Consider the following 23,772-nt stretch of genomic DNA (forward strand, 5'->3'; position numbering starts at 1 on the left):
GCTCAGGCGGCGTTCTTACGCTGCTGTTGATCGGAGATTTTGACTGCATCCAGGTAGCGCTCGGCATGCGCCTGCATGCGGGTCATCAGGTCCGGGCCCATCAGGCCGTGTGCATCTCCAGGCCAGTTGTCCACCTCGGTGGTGGTCATCAGCTGGCCGCCCTGCTGCAGGCCGGTGATCACGACGGGCTTGAGGTTGGCGCGCGCGGCGTAGACGGCGGCGGTCCAGCCGGCCGGGCCGGAACCGAGGATCAACAGCAGGATGTGTCGGATCGTGCTCATGACTCAATGACTCCGTGCGTCGGCAGGAAAGTAGCGCTTGCCCAGCCGCAGGGCGACATGGACCAACAGGATAAGCACCGGCACCTCCACCAACGGACCGATGACTGCAGCGAAGGCGACCGGCGAAGCCAGACCAAAGGCGGCGATGGCGACGGCAATGGCCAGCTCGAAGTTGTTGCCAGCCGCCGTGAAAGCGATTGCAGTCGTGCGTGGGTAGTCCTTGGCAATGAACTTGCCCATGAAGAAGCTCAGCACGAACTGAATGATGAAATAGAGTGTCAGCGGGATCGCGATGCGCACTGCGTCCATCGGGATGCGCAGCACATCGCCCCCCTTCAGGCTGAACATGGCAACGATCGTGAAGAGCAGCGCCGCCAGCGTGATCGGACTGATCGCCGGCAGGAACTTATCTTCATACCAACGCACGCCCTTGCGCGCCTTGAGCCAGCGGCTGGTGAGGAACCCTGCGAGGAAGGGGATGCCCAGATAGATCAACACCGCCTCGGCAATGGTCCAGAAGCTGACGTCGATCACGCTGCCCTGCAGCCCGAACACCGGCGGCAGCCACGACAGAAAGAACCAGGCATAGACAGTGAATAGCGCGATCTGGAAGATCGAGTTGAAGGCCACCAAGCCCGCCACGTACTGTCCATCACCGCGGGCGAGCTGGTTCCAGACCAGCACCATGGCAATGCAGCGTGCCAGGCCAATCAGGATCAGGCCGGTCATGTATTCGGGGTAGTCGCGCAGGAACAGCGCCGCCAAACCGAACATCAGGAACGGACCGATGATCCAGTTCTGCACCAGCGAGAGCATCAGTACGCGCTTGTCGGCAAACACCTTGGGCAGCTCTTCGTACTTCACCTTGGCCAGCGGCGGATACATCATCAGGATCAGGCCAATGGCGATCGGGATGTTGGTCGATCCGATCGATAGGCCGTGGAGCGCGCTGGGCACGCCTTCGAACATCGCGCCCAAGCCGACGCCCAGGGCCATCGCCAGGAAAATCCAGAGCGTAAGGTACCGGTCCAGGAAGGACAGGCGGGGGGAATCAGTAGTCATGGCAGGTCTCGGAAAAGCGCTTAGTCAATCTGCGCGATCGGGTCGAGGCGGGCCTTCAGCGCCACGCGGTCGTCCCAGGCGCTGTCAGGAATCTCCAGGAAGGCCTGCAGGCGTCGCTTGATGATCTGATGGGCACGATCAAAGGCTTCTGCCTTCTGGGCATCCGAACCTTCCACGCCGGCCGGGTCGAACAGGCCCCAATGCACGCGGGCGGCCCATTTTTTAAGGGTCGATTCGGCAAGCACGCTGCGGGCGGAGTTGCCAGTACACAAGAACAGAACACGACGGGTCATTTGAGCGATCTCTATGACGGGGGAAGGTCAGCAGCCAGCAGGACGTTCGCAGGCTTGTTCGTCGGCGCAGCAGTTTTCGGTCAGGTAGGCCACCAGCGCGCTCATTGCCTCGAACTCGGCCCGGTAGCAGATGGTGCGACCGCGCTGCTCGGCGGTGATCAGGCCAGCGGCCAGCAACTCCTTCAGATGGAAGGAGAGGGTGGCGCCGGGAAGGGAGAGGGACTGGGCGATGTCGCCGGCCAGCTTGCCGCCACTTCCGGCCTGGACCAGCAGGCGGAAGATGGAAAGCCGGGTGGCGTGACCCAGGGCGGCCAGGGCGTGAGTTGCGTTTTTATGTTCCATGATTCTAGAAGAGTCGAATCGAATAAGCAGGACAACCCCCCATGCAACACCTTCCCAATGTCGTCCCGGGCGCCTTGAACCCTCCGGTGGCCGAAAAGCTGAGCGAGCCGAATGCCGCGCCGCACCGGCCCCGCATCCTGATCTTGTACGGTTCCCTGCGCCCGCAGTCGTTCAGCCGAAAGCTGGCGTTGGAGGCACAGCGGTTGCTGGAACATCTGGGCGCAGAGACCCGAGTGTTTGATCCGCATGCGCTGCCGATGCTCGATTCGGTGCCCGCCTCCCACCCCAAGGTGCAGGAGCTGCGTCAGGCCTCGTTGTGGTCCGAAGGGCACGTGTGGGTCAGCCCGGAACGGCACGGGACGCTGACTGCCGTGTTCAAGAACCAGATTGACTGGCTACCGCTGGAAGAGGGCAGCGTACGCCCGACCCAAGGTCGCACCCTGGCAGTGATGCAGGTCTGCGGTGGCTCCCAGTCCTTCAACGTGGTCAACGCGTTGCGCGTTCTCGGCCGCTGGATGCGGATGGTCACGATTCCGAACCAGTCCTCGGTGGCCAAGGCCTGGCAGGAGTTCGATGACGAGGGGCGCATGAAGCCTTCGGCCTACTACGATCGCGTCGTGGATGTGATGGAAGAGCTGGTCAAGTTCACCCTCCTGGTGCGTGGACGCAGTGACTACCTGGTTGATCGCTACAGCGAACGAAAGGGGGCTGTCGAAGCGGCCGCGCTGACTGCCGCGGCCGGCGTCGTCGAGACCGCATTGAATGACAAGGAGAGCGCATGAACGCTGTCATCTATCACAACCCCAGGTGCGGCACCTCGCGAAACACCTTGGCGTTGATTCGCCACGCCGGCATTGAGCCTGAAGTCATTGAGTACCTGGTCACCCCACTCAGCCGAGCGCGCCTTGCCGAGCTGATTGCCGCCGCCGGTTTGGATGTTCGCAGCGCGATCCGCCAGAAGGGCACCCCCTATCTGGAACTGGGGTTGGACGATCCCGCGTTGAGCGAGGACGCACTGCTGGATGCCATGCTGGCCAATCCTATTCTCATCAACCGCCCCTTCGTCCAGACCACCATGGGCACGCGCCTGTGCCGGCCTTCTGAGGTGGTTCTGGACATCCTGCCAGCAGTGCACGAGCCCTTTATCAAGGAAGATGGCGAAGTCGTGATCGATCAGGACGGCAAGCGCGTCCGCTGAGTTGCTAAGTGGCAGGGAGAGTTCGAGAGTATGCAGAGCGCGTCCAGACAGCCGCAAAAGCTGCCCCGGCTGATCGTTGCGCTGGGAGTGGGCCAGATCATTGCGTGGGCCAGCAGCTATTACCTGTTGGCCATTCTGGCGCTTCCCATGTCCAGAAGCACTGGCTGGTCGCTGGGGCTGTTGGTCGGAGGCCTCTCCGCTGGGCTGGTCACAGCCGGACTACTCGCTCCTCTGGCCGGTCGGACCATCGACAGGCGGGGAGGGCGGACCGTACTGGCGGTCAGCTCCGTAGTGTTTGCCATGGGCCTAGCGGTGCTGGCCACGTCACACTCCCCAACTACCTATTACCTTGGCTGGGTGGTACTGGGCGTTGCCATGTCTGCGGGCCTGTATGACGCTGCGTTCTCGACACTGGGACAGCTGCTCGGGGCAAACGCGAAGCGATCCCATGCCCAACTGCCGTTGGCGGCGCGCCTCGAGCACGTCGCGAAGATTGATAACGCTGGAATCCTTGTGCCGCAATGGTTCCGAGGCGCGACGACCTGGCACTTTGGAACGCGGCCGGGCTTCTTCCATCATTAGCCGCCATTCCCGGGCAATGTTGCAGGTCAGCGACCACCACGTCATATCGCAGGGTTCAAGCTGGTGACCCTCCGGGGTGAACATGTGGCCGGCCTGAAAACCGAAACCGGCACAAGGGCCGGTCAAGTTGATTCGTTCGTGCGGGTCCATCTCGCTCATGCTGCGATCTCGTCCTTGCTGGGGGAACGAGCAGGGAAGCAAGAGCCGAGCCAAAGGCCCAGCCATTGCCAGCAAGAGCCCACGAAATAGGTCATGCAAGCGCGCAGCCTGCGGCCAACCGTGCCGATTACGGCATTTCGCATAATGTATATTATGTTAAACGTCGGCCGGTACTACGCAGGCCTGATTCGCCTTCTGCTTGTCGGCTTTCCTAATTGTTGTCAATTTTACCCTTAACCCTGCCAGCCATTGATTTCATTGAGGTTTTTGTTACTCAGATGACAGCATCTAGGGAAACAGAGTGGCCGCATAAGAGCGTTCGCCCAGGCGCCTTCTCCATAGTTCCGAGTGCCTGTAAGGCACCCCGAAGAAATTGGGGTACGCTCTGACAATGGACAAGCCCGATGCCCGACCCACCGAATTTGGCTCTGCTGAGGACTTTGCTGAAAAGGCAAAGAGCCACACTCAGTGGTTCCAGGCAAAGGTCGAGCGCGCCCTGGCTGACAGTAGGCCGACGATTCCGCACGACCAAGTGATCACTGAAGTACGCGCCGCAATCGCCGCTGCCGCGAAGCCGAAGACACTCACGTGAGCCTATGGTGCCTTGGCCGTGGCCTTCTTAGCTCGTTTTGAAGCTTTCTTAGGAGATTTTTGAGCTTGCTGATTTCGCCGAAGCGCTGCCTCGAATTCGGCGGGCAGACTTTGGAGCCTCGCAAGTTGCTCCTCAAGCGCGGCGCTCCTTCCGCGCTGGTTGTCCGCCTCAGCGGTTGCCGAACTGGCTGCGGCTTGCGCTCGCTCCACGGCATGCCGGAGGTCCGCCTCAACGCCGGCGTGTTTCTTTACCGTCGCAGCAAGCTGCGCTTGCAGCAGTCTGACTTCTTGCCGGGCCTGATCTACGTCTCGTAGCGCTCGATCCTCGGCAGATCTGACGTACTGGCCAAGCGATTCTCGCTCAGATCTCGCCAACTCCTGGACTTCCTGCACCCTAGCGTCGAGTGAATCCCGCGCTGCCTCCAGCAGTTCCACACGCTGATGACTGGATTTCAGTTGTTGCTTCAGCTCGCCGATCTGGGCATGGAGTTGCTCCACTAGTCTCTGAAGCTCTGTCGCACGTGCAGTGGCAAGCTTCTCCGAAAGATCGGCTGCCTCTGAAAGAGAGCGTATCTCGCTCGCCTGTTTTTCTAACTCCTCCTGCTGACGGTGGTGCTCTTCGCGCTCAGCTGAGAGCTCCCGCCTGGCCTCGGCCAGATCTACCAGGGCCGCCTCTCGAGCATGCTGTAGGGCCAGTGCCCACCACTGCCCGGCGATCTCCGCAAGAACGGCGGGAGCGTCCTTCAGATCTGGTCGCTCCGGCTGCAGGCGAGTGCCTAGATTCTTCCACCAAGTCTCCAGCCAGCGCGTCACCGTGTTGGGTGACCCCGTACCAAGGTGGCCGCGGATGCGCTCTACCGTTGGTCGCTCGCCGCTGGCGACCAGTTCGTCAGCAGCCGTGTGAACGTCGGATTCGGTGATGCCGCGAGCCATAGAATTGCCTCCTGTATGGGCACCCTGCCCCTTTGATTCCGTACTGGCGATAAGTGATGATTATCGCGAGTAGGAACGTAAGCTCATAGCGTACATTACATAATATGAAGCATAATTCCACCATGTCGACCTTGCCGTCGACGGTCGCGCATCTGGTTTTGCCAGAGCAACTAGCCCAGCAAGCCGACGAGGCGGTGCGCGAACTGCTGGCCGAAGCAGCTGCGGCCAACACTACCCGTAGCTATGCCACTGCCCTGCGCTACTGGGCCGGTTGGCACCAGGGGCGCTACGGGATCGAGCTGGCGCTGCCGGTCAGTGAGGCTGTGGTGCTCCAGTTCCTGGTTGACCATATCCAGCGCAAGAGCAAGGCCGAACTGGTCAGCGAGCTGCCGTCGGCGCTAGACCAGGCGCTCGTGGCCGCAGGGCTCAAGGCTAGGATCGGGCCGTTGAAGCTGTCGACCGTGGTCCAGCGCGTGGCCGTGCTGTCCACTGCCCACAAGCTCAAGCGGCTGGCAAATCCTTGCGAGTTGCCTAGTGTCCGCACCCTGCTCAGCCGCGCCCGACGTGCTGCGGTGAAACGGGGGGAGCGGCCGACCAAGAAGACCGCCATTACCCGTGCCGAGCTCGAGGCCATGCTGGCCACCTGCGATGACACCTTGGAGGGCCTGCGCGACCGCGCCCTGCTCTGCTTCGGCTTTGCCAGCGGCGGGCGCCGGCGCAGTGAAATCGCGGCCGCGGATATGCGGGACCTGCGCAGGGTCGGTGAGGACGGCTACATCTACCGGCTGGAGTACTCCAAGACCCAGCAGGCGGGGGTCAGGACGGATTCGACCCCTGACAAACCGATTCTGGGGCGCAGTGCTGAAGCGCTCGCGGCCTGGCTCGATGAGGCAGAAATCCGGGAAGGGGCGATCTTCCGGCGGATTTGGAAGGGACGGGTCGGCCCTCCCCTGCTCCCAGGTTCCATAGCGACGATAGTTAAGCGGAGGGCTAGTTTGGCAGGTCTAGAGGGGGACTTTGGGGCACACAGCCTGCGTTCCGGCTTCGTGACCGAGGCAGGCAGGCAAGGTGTGCCTCTGCCGGCTGTAATGGCGATGACCGAACACCGGTCGGTGGCGAGCGTGATCGGGTACTTCCAAGCCGGAGCAGCGGAAGACAATCCCGCAGCGCGGCTGCTGAGGTAGGCGCATCGCCCGATCTAGACGCCGCCTTTGTGTGTTCAAATTGCAGCCGGAATGATGAACATTAGTCCCTAAGAGAAATTTATGACAGTGCAAGAATTGGCCACTGAGCTGAAGGATGCGCGCAGGCAGGTAGTCACTGATGGCTACGATATGTCTTTGGGTGAGCTTGCCTCAATGTACAGGGCGCGAGAATTAGTAATTGACCCAAACTATCAGCGGCTCTTTCGATGGCATCCATCACAACGCACTCGTTTTATCGAATCCCTGCTTCTCGGAATCCCTGTTCCACCAATCTTCGTCTTCCAACGCGAGTCAGGCGTGTGGGAGCTTATTGACGGACTGCAGCGCCTTTCTACAGTGTTGCAGCTGATGGGAGAATTGCGTCATCCCGACGAAGGGCTCTACCCGCCTCTGACCCTCGAAGGGACAAACTTGCTCCCCGGCTTGGCGGGAATGAAGTGGAGCCAGGAGAACGTCGCCGCGGCGGACCTGGCGTTCGACATCCCTATGCAGCTCGAGTTGAAACGCGCTCGTATGCGAGTCGAAATTCTAAGGAAGGAGAGTGATGAAGATGCCAAGTATGAGCTCTTCCAGCGGCTAAATACGGGTGGCTCACATTTGAGCGAGCAGGAAGTAAGAAATAGCGTACTCGTTATGCTCAATTCGCAGTTCTACGATTGGCTGGTCCAACGTACAACGCTGCATGCCTTTTCGCAAACTGTCCAGCTCACTCCGAAGCAGCACGAGGAGCAGCAGGCAGTTGAGATCGTGCTGCGCTTTTTGGCATATCGCCGCCACCCTTATAAGAGGGGGCTGGATGTGAACGAGTACTTGGACGTCGCCGCTCGTCAGCTGGTGAAGCTCGATGACCGCGCTTTGAACGAGGAGCTCAATATGTTCGATTGGACGTTCAATAGTCTCTTTGAGTTGTGCGGCACTGAAGTATTCAAGCGCTGGGATGGTCAGCGTCACTTGGGGGGGTTCTCGATATCTGCGTTCGATGCCATCGCGTACGGCGTGGCGGTTAATCGTGACGCAATTGAAGCAATTCCTGCCCAAGATCGCCGCGACTGGTTCGTTAACCGTGTTCGCGGCCTCTGGGGCGACCAGACCTTCCAGGCTAATTCTGGTTCTGGCGTGCGAGGGACCACGCGCATGACAAACCTCCTTCCGTATGCGGCTCAGTATTTTCAGCCATGACTTTGGGACTTCGGACCGCTGCCATGCTGCTTGACCATCTTGACCAAGATATGGCCTGGAGGATCAAGGAAATTCATCAGTTCAAATCTGCGGTGGACCAAGCAAGAGGACGCAATGTCGAAGCGCACATTCGCGCCGGCGTTTCGATGCTATATGCGCACTGGGAAGGCTTCATTAAGGGATCTGCCAATGCTTACGTCAACTATCTGTCATACCGCTCAGACCACAATCGATCCCTAAAGCCCTGCTTCATTGCACTGGCAATGAAGGCTCGGCTTGCGTCCGCGGGCGAATCAGCCAAGTCCGACGTCGCGGTCGAGGCCGTTTCCTATCTGCTGGGAGAGCTAGACCGGCCTGTGCGACTTCCTCGTGAAGATGTCATTAGTGCGGAAAGCAACCTAAGCTCTAAAGTTTTTGTGAACATTTCTGGTTGGATTGGTATTGACCATGCTCAGTACTCAACTCGATTTCCCTTGATCGACAATGTGCTTCTGAAAAGCAGAAATAGTATCGCGCATGGTCAGTATCTAACCATTACACCCCTGTCGTTCCAGAGTTTGATCGACGAGGTGCTGGAGATGCTGCGCTGGTTCAAAACTGACATTGAGAATGCAGTGGTCAATCAATCATTCTTGGCTGCATAGTTGCGGTAGCACCAGTATCTCGCGACCCATAGTGCTCGCTTCAACTTCCCTTGCATCAGGAGAACAGGATGTCTAGCCTGCCAGTCACCGATACGATCGCCCACGCCCTGATGCAACTTGTGGATGATTCAAACAATGGTGGCGCATATAGAGAGCCTTCTCACGCCGACATCGAATTTCACGTAAATCAGGCCGGATTGGGAGAGTTTGACCCGAAACAACAGGGACAGCTTATAGGCAAGGCCAAAAGAGTTCGTGCCGTGCTTTACGCCGCTATGGACACCAACCCACAAGCTGCAAGTCGCTTTGCTTCCGGCTTGCTTGCAAAGGTCCGCGCATGTGGCGGCTTCCGAACCGAATCCACGAACTACGTGGGCCGCGAGGCGGTCGAGAATGCCAAGGCTGCCTTCGATGCGGAAGGATTTGTGCTGACCGATCAAGGTTCACTCGAACCCAAACTGCTTTCCTCTCTTACCGGCTTGCAACTAACCGATGCGTTAGCCGCCTACGCTAGGCGTGCCCAGAAAGGCGCGGAAGATGCAGCCCTTGTCACTGGCACCGGCAAAGACTTGACTGAGGCTACAGCGGCGCATGTTCTTACAACGCTCCAAGGGGGATATCCAAGTGGCGCGAACTTCCAAGCGTTGCTTGGCATGGCTTTTGTCGCGCTTGAGCTTGCAGTGCCCGAACTGCCTGAGCAACCTGGCGAGCCAGCAATTAGACTGATGGAACGTGGGCTCTTTCAGGCTGCCATGGGAGCAAATCGCGTCCGCAACAAGGAGGGAACTGGCCATGGTCGACCATGGGTGCCTGCGCTCTCTGACGAGCAGGCTAAGGCAGCGGTTGAAGTTATGGGGACGGTTTCAGCCTATTTGCTTGCGAGACTACAAAGGCGCGAGCGTCGCCCTGCAGCGCTCTGACGATCCGGTGGCGATCATGACACCGCTTGTGATCGCGCCTTTTTCCTGCTTAGATCCTCTTCGTACCCTCGATAAATCCCTCTAATCCTAAAACTGGATAGCGGCTCCCCTGTCCTATCCGGTGGGCCAAGGTCCGCTTTCGGCCAGAAGCGGACCACTGACCACCCACTCCGCTCAGATTCCGGCGAGCACGCCCGGATCACCGGTCCTCCAGACGTTGTCCACTATCACATGCTTGATCTCCCACCCCGCGTCGCGGCGGGCCAAGAAAACGTCATAGCGGTTCTTCATCAGATACTGGCGTGTGCCGTCGACCCTCGATACGTGCTGCGCTTCGACCAACACATCCACCCGGGCCGTATCACCGTCCACCGCCACCCTCGGGTTGCTGAACGAGTGGGAGGTATCGAGCCCGTTGAGCGAAGTGGACAGCGCCTCGACGATGGTTTCCCGCCCCTGCAGCACCGGGTACTCGAAGCCCGCCTTTGCGCCAGCGGGGCGGAAGTCGGAGATGGCGTCCTCTGTAAAGGCCGACGAGAGCAGCTTGCGGTCGCGAAGATCGATACCTGCGGCGAAGCGGTACAGCGTGTCGACCACGGCATGTATGTCGTGAAGAGTATCGGGAGCGTTGAGGTGCAGCGACATGAAGTGGATTCCTTAGCGAGCCGTGGGGGTGGTTGGGTCAATGAGAGTGATACGGGTGTCGGCGATGGTCTCAGCGAAGCCGCTGCCGAATACACCTACAGGCGTCTGGAAGCCTGGACGCGCCTCCCCTGCCAGCACACGGCGCGCAGCCACGACCGCGGCAAGGGGAGTGAAGCTGTAGCCGTTCACCGTATCCAGCACTGCGCGGGTTACGGTACCGTTGGCGCCGACTACCTCTACCGCTGCCTGGTACCGGTTGTCGGTGCGCTCCTGCGCGGTGGGACCATCCGGCAGTGCATCGATGCCGCCTTCGGGGAAAGCGCTGCCAGAAACATGTACGTAGGTTTCGATATCGCCCACCCCGGTTTGCCGGGCGATGGTGATCAGGTCAGGCAGCGTCACTGGAAAGCAACTCACCGGCCCGTTGCCGAAATCGATGTCGCGCAGCGCGTCCGGGGCACGTGCCGTGAGCACATCGTCCTTGCGCATAAGGCACGTGGCCGTTACGTGTTGGCTGGCGCTGATAGCCGATCCGCGCGACATCGAACCTGCTACATGCAACGCGATACGGATGGCCACCGGTGACGGCACACGCTCCACGGCACGCGCGGCCAGGCTGCCAAGCATCGCCACGCTGCCCCCGCTGCCCGGCATCAGCATTACCCCGGCCTTTGCGGCGTTCAGGTCATGGCGCTCGGCCAACTGGTAGCTGTCCAGCTCGGCGGCAATATCCAGGTAGTGGACGCCGGCGCGCAGGCACGCCTCGATCAGCGCTCCTGCGGTATGCGCGAACGGACCTGCGCAGTTAAGCAGCACCGCGATATCCTGCAATCCGTAGTCCACATCGGCAGCGGAATCCAGCGCGAACACGCGGTACGCCACGCCAAGGCGTGTGGCCAGCGCCTGCAGCGGAGCTTCGTCGCGCCCTGCCAATACCAGCTTCAGCCCAGCTTCCTTCGCGTGTGCTGCAGCCATGCGCCCGGTGTAGCCGGATGCACCGTAGATCATCAATGTTTTCATGGTGTGTTCCTCGCCACCCTATTCGAGTGAGGCGTCAATGCGGGAGATGCGGCCTGCGGAATCCACGGCCACCAGAAGCAATCCGATCTCGTGACCGAAATCGCCGGTGAAATCGACCCGGACGCGTGCACGTACATCGCCAAGACCTTCCAGCGACAGCAGCCGGGTGACCGTGTGGTAACCCAGGAAGTACCTTTCCAGATAGTCGCGCACCCCGGCATGCTTGTTGAAGGTGGATCCGGTGGAAGGGTCATCGATCACTGCCGTCGTGCTGAACAACGCCAGGGCCCGTTCGATATCGAAGGCGTTCGTGGCGTTGATGAAGGCCACCACTGTGGCCTGCAGGGGGTGCGACTCGACGCCGTCATTCATGGCCGTGCTGCCAGCTCTTGTAGACGAACTCCAGGCTGTAGCCATCCGGATCGCGCACCTGCGCGGCGTAGTAGCGGGGGTCGTAGTGCAGCTGCGGGCCGGGCGGATGGATCTCGCTGGCGCCGGCGGCCATCGCGGCGGCATAAGCCGCGTCGACCATCGCGCTGGAATCCGCCACGAATCCAATATGTGCCGCCTGCGCTGCCGCCACGCCCTGGCGCAGCCAGAAGAAGACCCGGCCGCCTGCGCCGAAGCCCTTCAGGTCCGGGTGGCCGGGTGGGCCCTGCCGGCCGTCGTAGTCGAGCCGGTTGACGATTCCCAGCGGGGCCAGCGCGGCCGTGTAGAACGCGACCGAGCGGGTGGTGTCAGTGACAGTGAGGAAAATGTGGTCGAGCATGTCGTACTCCCGTTGCGAACTAGATGTTGTAGCCGCCTGCAACTTCAATGGTCTGCGCATTGACCCAGGCCTGCTCATCACCGAGCAGCCCAGCGATTACGCGGCCCACGTCGTCCGGCTCGCCTACCCGGCCCAGCGCCGTCTGCGCGGCCAGCAGGGCTTCGAACTCATCATTGAGGCCGCCGCCCAGTTCGGTACGGATCGCCCCGGGTGCGACGGCGTTGACGCGGATGCGGCGCTCGCCGAACTCCTTGGCCATGTAGCGGGTAAGCACCTCCAACCCGCCCTTGAAGGCGGCGTATGGCGCCACCCCGGCGGTGGCCACACGCGTGGTGGCACTGGTGACGTTGACGATGCTCGCGCCAGTACCCAGCAGCGGCAGCAGTGCCTGGGTAAGGAAGAACGGCCCCTTCAGGTGCACGTTGAACAGACCGTCGAACTGTTCCTCGGTCACCGTCTCTATCGGATTGAACAGCCCGAACCCGGCGTTGTTCACCAGGCCATCCAGCGCGGAGGCGCCCCAGGTGCCCTGCAAGGTGTCCTTCACCTGCGCGGCAAACGCCGCAAAGCTGCCGGTTTTGCCCACATCCAGCTGCAGGGCCACTGCCGTACCGCCCTCTGCCTGGATGCGCTCCACCACCTGCTGGGCAGCATGGGGCTGGGCGTTGTAGGTGAGGACGACGCCCATGCCGCGCTGCGCGCAGTGCAACGCGGCGCTGGCACCAATGCCACGGCTGCCGCCGGTGATCAGTACATTTTTCATGCAGGTACTCCTGTGCAGTGAAGGGTGATCCACAGGCTAGGCTCGCTGGCCGTGGAGCGCCGCCCTGATCCTCGCTATTTCCTGCCTATTCCTGCTCCTCGCCTTGCCAGCCCGCTCCGGTGGGTGTCCAATGTGGCCATGGAAAACGCACTGGATGAACTGCGCCGGCTCGCGGCGCATGCCGAAAATCGCCGCACTGATACGGGTATTCCCCGTGTGGCCATGGTGCAGGGGGAGATCCCGGAGCATGCCTTGGCGGCCGTATACGAGCCGATGATCAACCTGATCCTGCAGGGCACCAAATCCATGACGGTGGGTGAGAAGACGCTCCACTACGACCCCGCCACTTATTTCATCATGTCCGTGGACCTACCGGCGGTGGGTGCCGTGCACCCGGCCAGCAGCGGCGAACCGTACCTGGCGGTGAGCCTCACGCTGGACCCGAGCATCCTCGCAGCGCTGCTGTGCGACACCACCGATGCCGCCACCGGGCGCGGCGAGCCCTCCACCCAGACCGAGGCCTTCAACGTCGCTGCCGTCACCCCGGAGCTGATGGATGCGTGGGTGCGCATGCTGCGCCTGATGGAACGCCCCGGCGAGATACCTGCACTGGCCCCGGCCTACGAGCGCGAGATCCTGTACCGCGTGCTGCAGGGACCACACGGATGCATGCTGCGACAGTTGGCCACGCCGGATTCGGCGCTGGCGCGTATCAGCAGCGCGATCCAGCGCATCCGTAGCGACTACGCCAAACCGCTTCGAATCGCCGCCTTGGCCGAACAGGTGGCAATGAGCGAGTCGGCCTTCCACCGTCACTTCAAGTCCGCCACCGCACTGAGTCCGCTTCAGTACCAGAAGCAGCTGCGCCTGCTGCAGGCACGCCAGCTGTTGACGGCGCATGGCAAGAGCGTGACCGCGACCGCGCTTGATGTGGGCTACGAAAGCCCGACGCAGTTCAGTCGAGAGTACGTACGCGCGTTCGGTCTGCCGCCTTCCCGGGACGCTGCACGCATCATGGCGAGCGTCCGCGGACCTGCACTCGCCTAGCCGGCGGGTGCAGCCCTGCCCCCGGTCAGCTCTGGGAAGCGCCACCGTCAGCAAACAGCTCTACGCCATTGACGTAGCTGGCTGCATCACTTGCCAGGAACGCGACGGCCGACGCGATTTCCTCCGGCTCGCCGATGCGGCCCAGCGGACTTTTTGCCGTCAGAAACGCCATGCCCGCCTCGGCATCGTCTCCGAAAGCTTCGCGCAGCGATGGCGTATTGGTCGGCCCAGGGCTCAGGATATTGATCCGGATCCCCGTCCCTTTGAGTTCGGCCGTCCAGCTCCGGACCATGTTGCGAACTGCCGCCTTGGTACCGCCGTAGATGCTCATGGTAGGGCCCGGATCCATGGAGGACGTCGACCCGATGATCACCACGCTCGATCCGGAGCCAAGCAGGGGCAGCGCACCCTGCAGCGTCAGCACTACGCCCTTTACGTTGGTCGAGAACTGCTGGTCGATCTGCTCCTCGGTGATCTTTCCAAGTGGTGCATGTACACCACCACCTGCGTTGGCCACCAGCACGTCGATCCCGCCGAAAAGCCGTTTCACCTCGGTATACAGCGCCTCCAGGCTGGACGCGCTGCTGACGTCGGCGACCAGCCCGACCGCGTTTTCGCCCAGCGTGGCAAGCGCTTCATCCAGTACCTGCTGGCGCCTGCCTGTGATGACCACCCGGGCCCCCTCCTGCGTCAGCCGTTTGGCGATCGCCAGGCCGATTCCACTGCCACCGCCAGTCACAACAGCTGTTTTATTGTTCAAGTTGTACATTGCACGCTCCGCGTTGTAGTGATCACTAATCTAGTATATAGTGACCACTAAAGCAACGGACGCAAACATGCCACTGCGTCCTCGCAACACTTCGCCACCCACGCAGCTACGCCGACGTCGGAGGAAACCATGAGCCAGAAACTTCCAGGATCGACCCGCTTCAAGGATTCGCCTTCGTCGGCGCGGCCATCACGGCGCCCCTTTGACCGCGAGGCGGGCGTTCTCATCGCAAAAGATCTTTTCCACGAACGGGGATATGACGCGGTGGGCATCTCCGAGCTCGTCCGCGCGCTCGACATCAATCCACCGAGTCTGTACGCCGCCTATGGAAACAAGGCTGGCCTGTTCGAGCGATGTCTAGCGGTTTATGTGGAAGAGGCGAACCTGCCAGCAGACAGGATCCTGACGCCTGATCGGCAGCTGGGTGAGGCCATCAGCGACCTCCTGCTGCATGCCGCAGCCCTCTATACCAGATCGAAATCCCGGCGTGGCTGCATGGCGGCCGAAGGGATGCGCGCTGATGATCCGCAGGCGCGTGCATTGGCCGGTGCCTACGCGGACGCCTCTGCCACCTTCATCGAGCATTACATCAGCCGGTCAGAGCCGCAGCGTGCGCGCGAACTGGCCGATTACGTCGTGACGACATTGCAGGGCTTGTCTGCTTCGGCACGCGCCGGATTGTCCAGGCCCCGAGTGACTTCGGTCGCCAAACTTGCCGGCCTCGCCTTCGAAACGTTCTTAGCTACCTCGGAGCAATCCACGTCATGACGATCCTTGATCACATTGAGTTTGCGGTCAGCGATGCTGAGACATCCCGGCGCTTTTACGAAGCCGCCCTGGCTCCTCTAGAAATCCTCCTCGTCATCACCATTGGCCCCGAGCGCACTCGCACCGGCGGCTCCCGCCATGGTTTCGGCAAGGAGGGCTATCCATGCCTATGGATTCACGACCATGAGGCACCGGGGACGGGCACGCACATCGCGTTCGCGACCGACAGCCGGGCAGCCGTCGACGCATTCCACCGTGAGGCGGTGGCCGCTGGTGGTGTCGACAATGGGCCACCTGGCATACGGCTGCAGTATCACCCGCACTACTACGCCGCCTACGTGCTGGACCCAGATGGCGTCAACGTGGAGGTGGTCTGCCAACGTCAGTCCTGACCGTGCAGAAGCTTCCTGCCTTGGTGATCAGCAGTATCTGCTCCCGGATGTTTAAGGAACTAGTAGGAATAGTTGGACTAAGGGCTTTCTCTAGCAAACGGGGACGCGCGGGCGACGGTGTGGTCTCGTCAACCTTAGTCGTGATCTGGAGCCCTGATCCATTGCTCGGGGAACGCTTGCTTCTGCCAGTAGCGAAACTCCGCCTACCCCCGATAAACATCCCTAACCGATCCCGTTGAGCGAGAAAGCTAAGACCGAGCCTGCACCCCATTTTGGCCAGCGGACGCCCCGACACTTGAGACAGGCGCGGCGAGTGACCAAGGGTGCATCCAAATAGGGGCGCCTGTTGCCTCGTCACCAAAGCGATAAAATTGGATAGCAGGTCCCTTGTGCTATCCGTGGGGCCAAGGTCCACTTCTGGCCACGAGCGGATCCCAGGTAGTCCGCCGGGAACTGGCCGCCTGTGTGGAGCGCCATCGCATTGGGTGGCATGGGTGGCATGGCTGAGGGTCATGCGCTCGCTCATCTGAACCCTCTGCACCTTCGATCTCCCCCGGGGGTACTAGAGTCTAGTTGAGTTATTCCGGCTGGATAACACCGCGCAGGGAATCGATACCGTGTCCAGTCTCTTGTCATCAGCCATGGTCATCCCGTGAGCGCCCTTGGAAGCATTTGGGCGGTCGGCGTCACTGGCGCCGTGTCACTGCATCGCTAAGTCCGCGGCCGAGGTAAACAATGACGGCCGAACGGTGTGGGGGCCATAGGCCATCTCGCCTGCGGCTGCGATGACCTCCAACAGGCGGGGCGCAACAGGGCCAACAGCCTTCCGTACTCCGATGAAGTGGACCCACGAGCCCTCCACCTCCACCTTTGCTCCGGCGAGCTCTGGGCACTGACTCACTAATTCTCGGAGGTTCTGGACCCAATCCTCGCAGGGGAGCGCGTCCAGCTGGACCACGGTGGTGCCATCGCCCACGTACAGATCAGCCATCTCCATTCGAGTTACACGCGGCGTTGCTGCCGTAAATTGTGGATAAGCGCTCATACGTTTCTCCTGACAAGGTTGAAGACGAATATCCGCTCCACAGACGGCACGGGGTGTCAGCGTGGCGTCAAGGGTCCGTCAAACCGATGGAGTTCCTAGCCGTCAAGCGGAACGGGTAAGTCACCCGTGCCGAAAACACATCGTCGTGCGAGCGGCTTTTCTAGAATTTCCGGACCAACCGATGCTTGACCTGTCAGGAGGAATCGCTATGAGCTATAGACGCAGCCGGCCCTTCAAAATCGAAAGTTCGACCTCACCATGGACGTGACGGTCTGGCATGTCCTGTACGTGCTCTGGTTGGCCGCGGGCGCCATGGACTTCTGGCTGCACAGCGCCAGCAGTATCGAATCCACCTCGGGCATTCCAGAGTCAAGGCTGCACTTGGCTCAGATTGCGATCCTCGGGTTGGCGACGGTTCTTTGGCTGGGATTCCGAGCCTCGCATGGGCTTTTCGCCATCCTCTTGGCACTGGTGTGCCTGCACGCAATAACAGGCTACTGGGACACGCGGGTGGCCTATCCCAAGCGCGCGATTCGCCCGTTGGAGCAGCACGTCCACAGTGTTCTGGACTTAGCGCCGTGGGTCGCGACAGGTGCCGTTTACTGGTCACTGCCCAGCGCCCATGTCGGACCAGTCTTGGCGTTTGACCCGGCGCCAGCCGCCTTATGGGCCTTTGCGCTTGTGCCCGCGATGCTTCTAGTGGTCTTGCCGGCCCTGGGTGAACTCCGTCGATGCTTGAGCTATCGGCGGACAAGATAAACCGGGCGTCCTCGTCGCCCCGTCGGAGAGTGAAACCCCTCCGACGGGGCGTCGGCGATGATGAGCGGGACTTTACTTCTTCGCCTCAACACCGGGGGCAGCATCGCGCACCAGGAATTCCTCGGTAACTTCCGGCAAATGCGTTCCAAGCCAGTCGGCCATCGCCTCTTCCTGGACCAAAATTTCCTCACACACGCGTGCCGTTTCCGGGTCACCGGCGGTCTTGGCTGCCGCGATCAACGCGGTATAGGAGGCAATTTCAAAATGCTCGAACACGTAGCCGGCCATCGCGCCTTTCACGATTTCGTCGGATGCGGTCATCCCACCCAGCGCCTGGCCGAATGCGGCCATTTTTCCCATCACGTCTTTGATGGTGGATGGAGAGCCGCCGAGGCGCTTGATGCAGCCCTCGAGCAGCTCTCGTTGTCCGATCGTCTCTTGGATGTGCTCTTCGATCCGCGCCTTCAGCACGGGATAGTGCTCAATACGGGACGCCTGCCCCTTCAACATCGTCTCCGCCTGCTGCTCCATTGCATGGGCGTCGCGCAGCCAGTCAAGCAGGTTCTCTTTGGGTTCGGCCATGGAAATCTCCTGGTTGGACAAGGGAGAACGCACCCTATCCAGCGAGGCATCGCCGGGAGGCGATGGTTGGGTGAAGACCAGGCGAAGTTATAAAGACCCGGTCAAGCCGACAGCTTCCCTTGAAGCTCAGTGATCGCGCGATGGATGTCTTTGAGACGAAACGGCTTCTCCATCAGCGGGGCGCGCTTGAAGCGCTCAGGCAAAGTGGTTTTACCAAACCCCGTTGTAAAGACAAACGGGATTCCCCGCTGCATCAGAACGTCTGCAACAGGGAAGGACTCTTGCCCATGCAGATTGACGTCCAGCATTGCCACATCGAACGCGACACTTTTCGCGCGCTCCAGAGCGTCCGGCAGGTACTCCGCCTTCTCAACGACCGCGTAACCAAGGGTCTTGATCGATTCCTCGAGCACATACATCAAGCTCGGCTCATCCTCTACCAGGAATACACTCACTGCTCCCATTCCGTCTGCCATACGGCCACCCTCCCGCGTGTCGCGTTCTGTCCATGCAGATACAGTGTGGCCATGACGCAGCATCAGTGTGTAAAGGCCACATCAAAGCGAGCACGGGAGCACGCATTTTTACGATTTCTTTACAAACCATCCCTTAGGGTGACGCGATGCCGGGGAGATGGACGTGACACAGTTGGAACACCCCAAAGACGTGTTGAATGACGAGTCCCGACAGTTCGCCCTCTTGGTCAACTCCGTCACTGACTATGCAATTTACATGCTTGACGAGCATGGCGTAATTCGGACTTGGAACCCGGGCGGGCAGCGGATCAAGGGCTACACCGCCCAAGATGTCATTGGAACAAATTTCTCCCGGTTCTACCTCCCCGAGGATGCCGCTGCGGGCGTGCCTCAGCGCAACCTGCGGACAGCAGCCGCGGAGGGACGGTGTATCGAGGAGGGGTGGCGGGTCCGGCAAGACGGTTCACGCTTCTTGGCAAGCGTAGTGATCGATCCCATCTGGATCGACGGCACGTTGGTGGGATACGCCAAAGTGACCAGAGACATCACTGAGCGTCATGACGCTCAAGAGCGGCTAGAAAAGGTCCAGCACAGCCTGCTGCAAGCACAGAAAATGGAAGCCATCGGCAAGCTGACCCTTGGATTGGCCCATGACTTCAATAACCTCCTGACCATCATTGTCAACTGCCTTGACCTCATCAGCTTGAGGGTTAAGGACGGCCCTGCGTCGAAGCTGATAGAGACGGCCCTACGGGCGGCGGAGCGTGGGGCGCTGCTCTCGCGACAACTACTGACGTTTGGCCGAGGCCAGAAGCTGTCTCCCGAACCCTTGAATGTCGCCGCCGCGCTGCGAGAATCCCATGAACTCTTGCAGCGTTCGGCGGGAGACGGGGTCGAGGTGACCTTCGACCTCGACCAGCATCTCCCCTTGGTATTCGTCGACAAGGCACAACTTGAGGCAGCGGTCCTAAACCTCGTGTGCAACAGCCGCGATGCGATGCCCGACGGCGGCACTATCACCATCTCAGCCAGCGCCAAGGAGACCCTCGATCCTGCCTCAGAGGGTCACGCCCCTGCGCCTCACGTCTGCGTGACCGTTGCGGATGATGGTGAGGGCATTCCAATCGCCCAGCAGGCACGCGTGTTCGAACCATTTTTCACCACAAAGCCCGTGGGACGGGGCAGCGGTCTAGGGCTTAGCCAGGTGTTTGGTTTCACGAAACAATCAGGCGGCTTTCCCCAACTGAGCAGCGTTCCGGGAAAAGGGACCCGCATCGTGCTTTGCTTTCCTATCCACGAGCCTTGATATGCCCATTAATTTGCTGTTCGTTGAAGACGAAGCCGATTTGCGCTCGGTGGTGACCCAAGCGTTGTCCGATCAGGGTTTCGCGGTCACTCCCGCATCCGATGGAATAGAAGCGATCGCCCAGTTGAGGGGTGAAACGCAATACGCCGTGGTGGTTACGGATGTCAGCATGCCGGGTGGTGTTTCAGGCCTTGAGGTGGCGGCTGCGGTCGCCGAAACGCAGCCCGGCGCCCGTGTGTTGGTGGTGTCCGGGCTCCAGCGCTCCCAGCTCCCCCCCATTCCTGCGTCCGTGCGTTTTCTGCCGAAGCCTTACCGCTTCAAACAGCTCATCACTGCGATCCACGAACAATTGAATTGAGCCACGAATCCATCGCCTATCGGCGCGTGCATGTCAACGCAGAGCCAAAAGCCCTTGGCTCGACGTTGACACGTCGAAGAGGACGATTCGATTCTCTCCGCAACTTCATTAGTTCATGACCCGTCCGGCTGAATCTGAATCAGGCAGTGTCATTTTGGTAGTCGAGGACGAGATCGAGCTCTCCAGGCTTTTTGTCGAGGCTTTAGGCGATGCGGGATTTCGGGTCGTGCCTGCGTATTCTGTTGCCGATGCGCTAAGCTCCCTTGCCAGCCACACCGTTGATGCGGCCATTTTGGACGTTGAGCTGCGAGACGGGCCGGTGTTCCCTGTTGCAGATCAAATGGCGGCTCGTGGAATCCCGTTCTTATTCGCTTCCGCTGTCTACTTTCAAGCGGTTCCGAAGCGGCATCAGGGCGCGCCATTTGTCACCAAACCGTTCAGTGTCAAAGAGCTTCTGCACCTGGTGAGTAGGCTCAGGCCCTAGTGCAGCTATGGCGATTCAGGGCGCACATGAGCATCCCTGCTCCCACGTGCAACTTGGGGCTATTCGTAGATGCTCCAACTTTGCCCTCGTCCCGCTTTTCCACCTTGTGGACGAATGCCCCTCGCCCAAGATGGTCACGCGAGACCATGCACCCCCGGACTGCCGGGAGCTTGGAGAGCACCGGACATTGTCCCCGCATACGGAGACCGGGCAGCGGAGCCATCCACCTGGGGTCTGGACTTCCTCTGGCCTCAGCGTCATCGCACCAGTTCCCGCGATGGTAACAACGCCCCACCCGCTTCGAGCACTTCGCGTTCCAAGGCACGCAGGAAGCCACTGAACCCGTGAGGTGCCCTGGCTGACCGGCGGGCACTCGTGGTGACGACTGGTCGAGCTCGCCAAGCGATGCTGGCCCCCGAGCGCTGAAGCGCCTGAGCCAGCGCCACATCCTCCCCCGTGAACAGCGGTGAGAAGCCGCCCACCTCCCGATAGGCCGCAGCACTGACACCCATGTTGGCACCGTGGATATGGCGATGGCCTTCGCGCGCATGCTCGCGCCTAGCGAATGCTTGGCGCACGGCAGCCGGGTAATCAAGCCAGTCACGCACCTCCACTACGCCGCAAAACGCATCGGCCCCACAGCTTGCTTGTTTCCAGAGCCAGTCAAACGGGACGTGCGTATCGGCGTCAGTGCTGGCTATCCAGCGCGCACCCAAGCCAAGGGCATGGCTGGCAGCCGCCGCACGTGCCACGCCCACGCACCGTGCCTCAATCGAGATGGCCACGGCACCGTGGTGCAAACATACGTCTGGCGTTTTATCGGTGCAGGCATCGAGCGCCACGACTGCCACTACGGGCTCGCCTCGAAGTCCAGGATGCCTGGCGGCCACGGTGATTGATTCCAGGCAGCGGCCAATGTCTGCTGCCTCATTGTGGGCCGGAACTATCACTGCGATCACCGCAGGCCCTCCCTGGTCGGTCCATGCATCGTAAGGTCCTCCGTCCGTTGCGACGAACAGATACCCGCGTCAACGTAGCCAGACGGTGACCGCGGCGTCGTGAAAATGTGGAGTCCGCCCAAACGCCGTTCTCATGGCGGCGGGAGCAGCATAGAGGTTGACACCAACACGGAGCGACCCATGAGCAAACTGCCCCTTAATCCCGGCGCCGACGTGGATGACCAGGATAAAGCGCACACCCCGGACAAGCTCCGGAACGATGACGCCACGTGGAAAGACAAGGACATGCCTGAGGCGGAGCACACCGCCAAACCGGAAGATTACGAGCGTCCGGCAAAGCCCTGAGGGCCGGCTCCGGCGATTCCACCCTATTCAGGAGAGCCAGATGGCCTTGATCCATTCGATTTTGATGGGAGCCGTCGCAGGAATGCGCGCGATGACCCCCTTGGCCGCGGTGACCAACGCCGCGCGGAGCGGTAACTTGCCGGCCGATAACGGTGCCCCTCGCCTTCTGGCCAACAAGCTCGCTTCCGCAGGGATGCTCGCGTTGGCAGGCGGTGAGCTCGTTGGTGACAAGATGAAAACGGCCCCCGACCGCATCGTTCCGGCAGGCATGGTTGCGCGCGTCGCTACCGGGATGATTGCAGGCGCAGCGCTCGCTCCCCATCGGCAGCGAAAGCTGGGCGCGCTTCTGGGTGCAGGCGCCGCCGTTGGTATGGCCTACGTGACCTTCAACCTGCGCATGCGGGCGATCGCCCGCTACGGTCAAAGCAGCACCGGCGCCGTGGAAGACGCCATTGCCGTCGGCAGTGCTGCCCTCATCACACAATGGGCTGCCGGGGGCGCCAAGCCAAGGGGACGTCGCGGATGAACCTCAATGAGCGGACGTCCCTCGGTCGGCGGTGCTGGGCTATCGCCGAGGGCTACATCCCTGCGTGGAGCAACGGGCCGGAACCAGAGCTGCAAAGCCACGAGACCTGCTGCATCCTCAACACCGGTTCCACCGATGCGGCGATCACCCTGACGCTGTATTTCGAGGATCGCGACCCGCAGGGCCCTTACCGCTTCACCGTCCCCGCCCGGCGCACGTGTCACAAGCGCTTCAACGATCTCGAGGTGCCTGCCCCGGTGCCCCGTGGCGTGGGTTTTTCGTGCGTCATCGAATCCGATGTTCCGGTCGTCGTCCAGCACACCCGGCTTGATTCACGCCAAGCCGAGAACAGCATCATGACGACCATCGCCTACCCGCTCTGACCCTCCGGTCGATCCGACCCCTGCACATCGCATCGACACCACTGGGCCGCGACGTTTACCAAGGCGTCCGCACACTGACCTTCCTCAACCCAATAGAGGCTCAGCAAATGCCCGTGCCCAACTATCCCCGGCCGCCGTTCAAGGCGCAGCAGCAGTCGTTTCCCGGCAAGACCGACAAGCTCGATCCTCGGCCAGACCACGGTGAGGAAAGCTACGTTGGTCACGGCATGCTGAAAGGCAAGAAAGCGCTGATTACCGGCGGCGACAGCGGTATTGGTGCGGCAGTAGCCATTGCCTACGCCCGGGAAGGCGCCGATGTGGCGATCGCGTTCCTTGAGGGCGAGGAGAAGGATGCCGCCAGCATTGGGGTCCTCATAGAAGAGGCGGGCCAGAAGGCCGTCCTGTGCCCCTGCGACATCAGCGACGACGCCCAGGCTGAAGCGCTCATCGAGCAGGTCACTCGCGAACTTGGGGGCCTGGACATTCTGGTCAACAACGCCGCGTATCAGCGCTACTACGAATCCTTTGATGACATCACGTTGGACGACTGGCGAAAGACGTTCGATACCAATGTGCATGCCGTCTTCAACCTGACCCGTTTGTGCGTGCCGCACCTGCAGGACGGCGGCTCGGTCATCAATACCGCCTCCGTGAACTCCAAGAAGCCCACGCCCAACATCCTGCCTTACTCGGCCACCAAGGGCGCGGTGGCCAACCTCACCATCGGCCTGGCCGGTCTTCTCGCCGAGAAGGGCATCCGTGTCAACGCAGTATTGCCCGGCCCGATCTGGACGCCTTTCATTCCCGCCGGCATGGCCGCAGAGGAAGTTGAGCAGTTCGGCAGCCAGACCCCGTTCGGTCGTCCCGGCCAGCCGGCAGAGCTCGCCTCGGCCTACGTGATGCTCGCTGCCGACAGCGCGAGCTACACCTCCGGCGCACTGCTTACCGTCTCCGGCGGCGCGGTCACCCTGTAAGGCCTGTATCTCC

The 23,772-nt window shown here is 61.1% G+C and carries 33 protein-coding genes; 17 read left to right on the forward strand and 16 right to left on the reverse strand.

The window, feature by feature from the left end; all coding sequences use genetic code 11:
* Window positions 1-2 precede the first annotated feature (2 nt).
* Genes ABE463_RS02105 through ABE463_RS02120 form a run of 4 tightly spaced genes read right to left on the reverse strand, consistent with a single transcriptional unit; the run spans window position 3 to window position 1,978 of the window.
* Complete coding sequence (locus ABE463_RS02105) at window positions 3-281, reverse strand: FAD-dependent oxidoreductase (protein WP_346467094.1); 279 nt, start codon at window positions 279-281, stop codon at window positions 3-5.
* Window positions 282-284: 3 nt separating this feature from the next.
* A complete protein-coding gene (gene arsB / locus ABE463_RS02110; RefSeq protein ID WP_346467095.1) occupies window positions 285-1,343 on the reverse strand; it encodes an ACR3 family arsenite efflux transporter in 1,059 nt (352 codons plus the stop codon).
* Window positions 1,344-1,363: 20 nt separating this feature from the next.
* Window positions 1,364-1,636 (reverse strand): hypothetical protein, encoded by a 273-nt coding sequence (locus ABE463_RS02115; protein ID WP_346467096.1) that lies wholly within the window; start codon window positions 1,634-1,636, stop codon window positions 1,364-1,366.
* Window positions 1,637-1,663: 27 nt separating this feature from the next.
* Window positions 1,664-1,978: a metalloregulator ArsR/SmtB family transcription factor gene (locus ABE463_RS02120; RefSeq protein WP_046272489.1), complete on the reverse strand. Its 315-nt coding sequence runs from the start codon at window positions 1,976-1,978 to the stop codon at window positions 1,664-1,666.
* A 41-nt stretch (window positions 1,979-2,019) separates the two neighbouring features.
* Between ABE463_RS02120 and arsH the strand changes: the two genes are divergently transcribed.
* Together arsH and arsC are read left to right on the forward strand one after the other, a co-directional pair.
* Window positions 2,020-2,760 (forward strand): arsenical resistance protein ArsH, encoded by a 741-nt coding sequence (arsH, locus tag ABE463_RS02125; protein WP_346467097.1) that lies wholly within the window; start codon window positions 2,020-2,022, stop codon window positions 2,758-2,760.
* Complete coding sequence (arsC, locus tag ABE463_RS02130) at window positions 2,757-3,176, forward strand: arsenate reductase (glutaredoxin) (RefSeq protein ID WP_346467098.1); 420 nt, start codon at window positions 2,757-2,759, stop codon at window positions 3,174-3,176. Before arsH ends, arsC begins: the two co-directional genes overlap by 4 nt.
* A gap of 324 nt (window positions 3,177-3,500) precedes the next feature.
* On the opposite strand, the gene ABE463_RS02135 is transcribed toward arsC, so the two are convergent.
* The gene (locus ABE463_RS02135) at window positions 3,501-3,917 is read right to left on the reverse strand and encodes a hypothetical protein (RefSeq protein ID WP_346467099.1); all 417 of its coding nucleotides are present in this window, start codon (window positions 3,915-3,917) and stop codon (window positions 3,501-3,503) included.
* A gap of 391 nt (window positions 3,918-4,308) precedes the next feature.
* Between ABE463_RS02135 and ABE463_RS02140 the strand changes: the two genes are divergently transcribed.
* Entirely contained in the window at window positions 4,309-4,509 is a 201-nt protein-coding gene (locus ABE463_RS02140; RefSeq protein WP_282262339.1) for an antitoxin, read from the forward strand.
* 2 nt (window positions 4,510-4,511) lie between these two features.
* Here the strand turns inward: ABE463_RS02140 and ABE463_RS02145 are convergent, their stop codons facing one another.
* Entirely contained in the window at window positions 4,512-5,441 is a 930-nt protein-coding gene (locus tag ABE463_RS02145; RefSeq protein WP_282262341.1) for a DNA-binding protein, read from the reverse strand.
* Between the two features lie 122 nt (window positions 5,442-5,563).
* Between ABE463_RS02145 and ABE463_RS02150 the strand changes: the two genes are divergently transcribed.
* From ABE463_RS02150 to ABE463_RS02165, 4 genes are all read left to right on the forward strand, one after another.
* Window positions 5,564-6,625 carry a site-specific integrase gene (locus ABE463_RS02150; RefSeq protein ID WP_346467100.1) on the forward strand — a complete coding sequence of 354 codons (1,062 nt, stop codon included), beginning with the start codon at window positions 5,564-5,566 and terminating at the stop codon, window positions 6,623-6,625.
* Between the two features lie 81 nt (window positions 6,626-6,706).
* The gene (locus tag ABE463_RS02155) at window positions 6,707-7,825 is read left to right on the forward strand and encodes a DUF262 domain-containing protein (protein WP_346467101.1); all 1,119 of its coding nucleotides are present in this window, start codon (window positions 6,707-6,709) and stop codon (window positions 7,823-7,825) included.
* Between the two features lie 23 nt (window positions 7,826-7,848).
* The gene (locus tag ABE463_RS02160; RefSeq protein ID WP_346467102.1) at window positions 7,849-8,469 is read left to right on the forward strand and encodes an MAE_28990/MAE_18760 family HEPN-like nuclease; all 621 of its coding nucleotides are present in this window, start codon (window positions 7,849-7,851) and stop codon (window positions 8,467-8,469) included.
* A gap of 68 nt (window positions 8,470-8,537) precedes the next feature.
* Window positions 8,538-9,389: an abortive infection family protein gene (locus tag ABE463_RS02165; RefSeq protein ID WP_346467103.1), complete on the forward strand. Its 852-nt coding sequence runs from the start codon at window positions 8,538-8,540 to the stop codon at window positions 9,387-9,389.
* A gap of 174 nt (window positions 9,390-9,563) precedes the next feature.
* On the opposite strand, the gene ABE463_RS02170 is transcribed toward ABE463_RS02165, so the two are convergent.
* From ABE463_RS02170 to ABE463_RS02190, 5 genes are read right to left on the reverse strand one after another with little or no spacing between them, the layout of a single operon-like run.
* Complete coding sequence (locus ABE463_RS02170) at window positions 9,564-10,034, reverse strand: nuclear transport factor 2 family protein (RefSeq protein ID WP_313212626.1); 471 nt, start codon at window positions 10,032-10,034, stop codon at window positions 9,564-9,566.
* A 12-nt stretch (window positions 10,035-10,046) separates the two neighbouring features.
* Window positions 10,047-11,042, reverse strand: coding sequence for a saccharopine dehydrogenase NADP-binding domain-containing protein (locus tag ABE463_RS02175; protein WP_346467170.1), 996 nt, complete (start codon window positions 11,040-11,042; stop codon window positions 10,047-10,049).
* Between the two features lie 30 nt (window positions 11,043-11,072).
* The gene (locus ABE463_RS02180) at window positions 11,073-11,426 is read right to left on the reverse strand and encodes a nuclear transport factor 2 family protein (RefSeq protein ID WP_346467104.1); all 354 of its coding nucleotides are present in this window, start codon (window positions 11,424-11,426) and stop codon (window positions 11,073-11,075) included.
* On the reverse strand, window positions 11,419-11,823 hold the full coding sequence (locus tag ABE463_RS02185; protein WP_313212623.1) for a VOC family protein: 405 nt from the start codon (window positions 11,821-11,823) through the stop codon (window positions 11,419-11,421). Before ABE463_RS02185 ends, ABE463_RS02180 begins: the two co-directional genes overlap by 8 nt.
* Window positions 11,824-11,842: 19 nt before the next feature.
* A complete protein-coding gene (locus ABE463_RS02190; protein ID WP_313212622.1) occupies window positions 11,843-12,586 on the reverse strand; it encodes an SDR family oxidoreductase in 744 nt (247 codons plus the stop codon).
* A 138-nt stretch (window positions 12,587-12,724) separates the two neighbouring features.
* Here ABE463_RS02190 and ABE463_RS02195 point away from each other — a divergent pair, with 138 nt between their 5' ends.
* On the forward strand, window positions 12,725-13,633 hold the full coding sequence (locus ABE463_RS02195; RefSeq protein ID WP_192083500.1) for an AraC family transcriptional regulator: 909 nt from the start codon (window positions 12,725-12,727) through the stop codon (window positions 13,631-13,633).
* Between the two features lie 25 nt (window positions 13,634-13,658).
* Here ABE463_RS02195 and ABE463_RS02200 read toward each other — a convergent pair whose 3' ends face one another.
* On the reverse strand, window positions 13,659-14,402 hold the full coding sequence (locus ABE463_RS02200) for an SDR family oxidoreductase (RefSeq protein WP_192083499.1): 744 nt from the start codon (window positions 14,400-14,402) through the stop codon (window positions 13,659-13,661).
* A gap of 129 nt (window positions 14,403-14,531) precedes the next feature.
* Here ABE463_RS02200 and ABE463_RS02205 point away from each other — a divergent pair, with 129 nt between their 5' ends.
* Together ABE463_RS02205 and ABE463_RS02210 are read left to right on the forward strand one after the other, a co-directional pair.
* Window positions 14,532-15,170, forward strand: coding sequence for a TetR/AcrR family transcriptional regulator (locus tag ABE463_RS02205; RefSeq protein ID WP_192083498.1), 639 nt, complete (start codon window positions 14,532-14,534; stop codon window positions 15,168-15,170).
* Entirely contained in the window at window positions 15,167-15,562 is a 396-nt protein-coding gene (locus ABE463_RS02210; protein ID WP_192083497.1) for a VOC family protein, read from the forward strand. Before ABE463_RS02205 ends, ABE463_RS02210 begins: the two co-directional genes overlap by 4 nt.
* Before the next feature lie 700 nt (window positions 15,563-16,262).
* Here ABE463_RS02210 and ABE463_RS02215 read toward each other — a convergent pair.
* The 3 genes from ABE463_RS02215 to ABE463_RS02225 all read right to left on the reverse strand — a co-directional run bounded on the left by ABE463_RS02215 (window position 16,263) and on the right by ABE463_RS02225 (window position 18,403).
* Window positions 16,263-16,607 (reverse strand): hypothetical protein, encoded by a 345-nt coding sequence (locus tag ABE463_RS02215; RefSeq protein ID WP_346467105.1) that lies wholly within the window; start codon window positions 16,605-16,607, stop codon window positions 16,263-16,265.
* 831 nt (window positions 16,608-17,438) lie between these two features.
* Entirely contained in the window at window positions 17,439-17,948 is a 510-nt protein-coding gene (locus tag ABE463_RS02220; RefSeq protein ID WP_313212620.1) for a ferritin-like domain-containing protein, read from the reverse strand.
* A 101-nt stretch (window positions 17,949-18,049) separates the two neighbouring features.
* Window positions 18,050-18,403: a response regulator gene (locus ABE463_RS02225; RefSeq protein WP_346467106.1), complete on the reverse strand. Its 354-nt coding sequence runs from the start codon at window positions 18,401-18,403 to the stop codon at window positions 18,050-18,052.
* Window positions 18,404-18,581: 178 nt separating this feature from the next.
* Between ABE463_RS02225 and ABE463_RS02230 the strand changes: the two genes are divergently transcribed.
* From ABE463_RS02230 to ABE463_RS02240, 3 genes are all read left to right on the forward strand, one after another.
* Window positions 18,582-19,730, forward strand: a complete 1,149-nt coding sequence (locus ABE463_RS02230; RefSeq protein ID WP_346467107.1) for a PAS domain S-box protein — start codon at window positions 18,582-18,584, stop codon at window positions 19,728-19,730.
* Window position 19,731: 1 nt separating this feature from the next.
* Complete coding sequence (locus tag ABE463_RS02235; RefSeq protein WP_282261692.1) at window positions 19,732-20,088, forward strand: response regulator; 357 nt, start codon at window positions 19,732-19,734, stop codon at window positions 20,086-20,088.
* A gap of 115 nt (window positions 20,089-20,203) precedes the next feature.
* A complete protein-coding gene (locus tag ABE463_RS02240; RefSeq protein WP_282261695.1) occupies window positions 20,204-20,572 on the forward strand; it encodes a response regulator in 369 nt (122 codons plus the stop codon).
* Between the two features lie 257 nt (window positions 20,573-20,829).
* Here the strand turns inward: ABE463_RS02240 and ABE463_RS02245 are convergent, their stop codons facing one another.
* Window positions 20,830-21,531 (reverse strand): glycosyltransferase, encoded by a 702-nt coding sequence (locus ABE463_RS02245; RefSeq protein WP_282261697.1) that lies wholly within the window; start codon window positions 21,529-21,531, stop codon window positions 20,830-20,832.
* Between the two features lie 180 nt (window positions 21,532-21,711).
* Here ABE463_RS02245 and ABE463_RS02250 point away from each other — a divergent pair, with 180 nt between their 5' ends.
* The 4 genes from ABE463_RS02250 to ABE463_RS02265 all read left to right on the forward strand — a co-directional run bounded on the left by ABE463_RS02250 (window position 21,712) and on the right by ABE463_RS02265 (window position 23,759).
* On the forward strand, window positions 21,712-21,876 hold the full coding sequence (locus ABE463_RS02250) for a hypothetical protein (RefSeq protein WP_282261698.1): 165 nt from the start codon (window positions 21,712-21,714) through the stop codon (window positions 21,874-21,876).
* A gap of 40 nt (window positions 21,877-21,916) precedes the next feature.
* On the forward strand, window positions 21,917-22,402 hold the full coding sequence (locus ABE463_RS02255) for a DUF4126 domain-containing protein (protein ID WP_282261699.1): 486 nt from the start codon (window positions 21,917-21,919) through the stop codon (window positions 22,400-22,402).
* Window positions 22,399-22,785 carry a sensory rhodopsin transducer gene (locus ABE463_RS02260; RefSeq protein WP_313218350.1) on the forward strand — a complete coding sequence of 129 codons (387 nt, stop codon included), beginning with the start codon at window positions 22,399-22,401 and terminating at the stop codon, window positions 22,783-22,785. Before ABE463_RS02255 ends, ABE463_RS02260 begins: the two co-directional genes overlap by 4 nt.
* Before the next feature lie 107 nt (window positions 22,786-22,892).
* Window positions 22,893-23,759 (forward strand): SDR family oxidoreductase, encoded by an 867-nt coding sequence (locus ABE463_RS02265; RefSeq protein WP_282261701.1) that lies wholly within the window; start codon window positions 22,893-22,895, stop codon window positions 23,757-23,759.
* Window positions 23,760-23,772: the final 13 nt, after the last annotated feature.

The organism is Stenotrophomonas sp. TWI819 (assembly GCF_039673075.1).
Taxonomy (GTDB): domain Bacteria; phylum Pseudomonadota; class Gammaproteobacteria; order Xanthomonadales; family Xanthomonadaceae; genus Stenotrophomonas; species Stenotrophomonas rhizophila_B.